Source organism: Deltaproteobacteria bacterium, from assembly GCA_009929795.1.
In the GTDB taxonomy this organism is placed as follows: domain Bacteria; phylum Desulfobacterota; class Desulfovibrionia; order Desulfovibrionales; family Desulfomicrobiaceae; genus RZZR01.
In genome coordinates, this window is sequence record RZZR01000269.1 from 1 (window position 1) to 2,353 (window position 2,353).

Consider the following 2,353-nt stretch of genomic DNA (forward strand, 5'->3'; position numbering starts at 1 on the left):
TTGAGTCTGGCCCAGGCCATCGGCTATTCCATCCATGTCTTCAACGCCTTCAAGCACGGTCTGGCGCGCACCGGGCAAAGACGTACGGCGCTGGTCCACGCCGTGTCCGAGACAGGCTGGCCCCTGCTCTTCAGCGCCCTGACCACCATGTCCGCCCTGTGCTCCTTCCTGTTCATTCCCTTGCGACCCATCCGCTGGGTCGGGGTGACCGGAGCCTGCCTGGTCGGCGTGACCTATATCCTGGTCATCATCCTCCTGCCATCCCTACTCAGCTTCGGGCGGGACGACATGCCGCCTGAGCGGCAGAGGTCGGGAGTCCTAGCCTGTCTGGACCGTCTGATGGAATATCTCGGGACCCGCGTTCTCAATCGACCGGGGCTGACCATGACCGTCTTCGGCCTCCTCAGCGTGGCCTGCATCCTGGGTATCTTCCGCTTTGAAGTGTCCTTCGACATTAGACGGACCTTCGGTATTGGAGTGCCCTATGTGCACCGCCTTGACTACATCGGCCACACCCAGGTCGGCTCTCTCTACTCCTACGGCGTGGCCCTGGAATTCGACCAGCCGGGCGAGGCCAAGAATCCTGAAAAATTGAAAAAATTCGACCAGTTCATCGCCGAGATCGCCGCCCTGCCCCTGACCAAGAAAACCACCTCCCTTGTCGACATCGTCAAGGACATGCATCAGGTCCTGAACAACGGCGACCCGGCCTTTCACATCATCCCCGACGAGCGCGAGGCCGTGGCCCAGGTATTGCTGCTCTACGAAAACGCCGGGGGTTCCGAGGCGGAGAAATGGGTGGATTACGACTACCAGCGACTGCGACTCATGGTCGAGATCGACGACTACAATTCCGGCGAGGCCGTGCGCGAGATGGGGCTGATCCAGGAACGCGGTCGCGAACTCTTTCCCGACGCCAAGGTTCTGCTCATCGGTTCCATCGCCCAGTTCACGGTCATGCAGGATTACGTGACCTGGGGTCAGCTCAAGTCGTTCTTCGTCGCTCTGATCGTCATCGCCCTGCTCATGTCCATGGTCTTCGGCAGCCCGACCATCGGCCTTATCGCCATGATCCCAAACGTTGCCCCTGCCCTGGCCGTCGGGGGCGTCATGGGCTTTGCGAACATACCCCTGGACATGATGACCGTGACCATCATCCCCATGCTCCTCGGCCTGGCCGTGGACGACAGCATCCATTTCATCAACCACTCCCAACTGGAATTCGAGCGAACCGGCAGCTACAGGGAAAGCGTTCGTCGAGTTTTCGGATCCGTGGGCACGGCCCTGCTTTTGACCTCGCTGGTCCTCATCCTGTGCTTCTCGGCCTATGCGGCTTCGGATGCCAAGGTCTTCGTCAACATGTCCTATCTGGTGGCCGCGGGTATTCTCGCCGCTCTGGCCGCGGATTATTTCGTCACCCCCGTCCTGCTCGACAGGCTGCGCGCCTTTGGTCCGGACAAGACCGAGAGATTGGCCGGGAATCGCCCCCCGGACTTTTCCGGAGCGGACCGCGCCCACCCCGGCGCCCATTTTGGGATGGAACGAGAAAAAATTTGATATTTCCAGTATCTATTTTTAATAAAATTACAAAATATTGTTAGTTGATCTTAATTTTCTTCCCTGCTATCCGTCGCGCCAACACATTGAAGGAGTAAACCATGAAACCATCCGAAATCGTCATCGCCCTGGAAACGGTGATTCACATCCGCCAGCCCGTGTTCCTGTGGGGAGCGCCAGGGGTCGGCAAAAGCCAGGTCGTCGCCCAGGTGGCGGCCCGTCGCAGCCTTGAACTCGTGGACGTGCGGGCGGTCCTGCTCGACCCCGTGGATCTGCGCGGCATTCCCCGCATCGACGCCCAGGGGAACGCCGTGTGGTGTCCCCCGTCCTTCCTGCCCCGTTCTGGTCAGGGAGTGCTTTTCCTGGACGAACTGAACACCGCCCCTCCCCTGGTCCAGGCCGCCTGCTACCAACTCATCCTGGACCGCAAGCTGGGTGAGTACATCCTGCCTGAAGGATGGGTCATCGTCGCAGCCGGGAACCGGGAATCGGACCGATCAGTAACCCACCGCATGCCATCGGCTCTGGCCAACCGCCTGATTCATCTGGATTTCGATCCGGACCTCGACGATTGGCTGGTCTGGGCCGAACAGGCCGATATCGACGCCCGGTTGCGTGCCTTTCTTCGCTTCCGCCCCAAGCTGCTCCACGTCTTCGACCCCACGCGCAACGAAAAGGCCTTTCCCTCGCCGCGCTCATGGGAATTCGCGTCCCGCGTCATGCGGTCCGGAGCGCGCTGGAGCACCATGCGCGAGCTGCTCAAGGGGGCCGTAGGTGAATCGGCCGCCGCCGAATG

Annotated in this window: 2 protein-coding genes; both read left to right on the forward strand. The window is 60.7% G+C overall.

Features of this window, described 5'->3' with window-relative positions; translation table 11 throughout:
* Nucleotides 1–1,557: hypothetical protein (locus EOM25_14055; protein NCC26298.1), on the forward strand; the 1,557-nt coding region annotated here is incomplete at its 5' end.
* Nucleotides 1,558–1,658: 101 nt separating this feature from the next.
* On the forward strand, nucleotides 1,659–2,353 hold a 695-nt coding region (locus EOM25_14060; protein ID NCC26299.1), incomplete at its 3' end, for a MoxR family ATPase.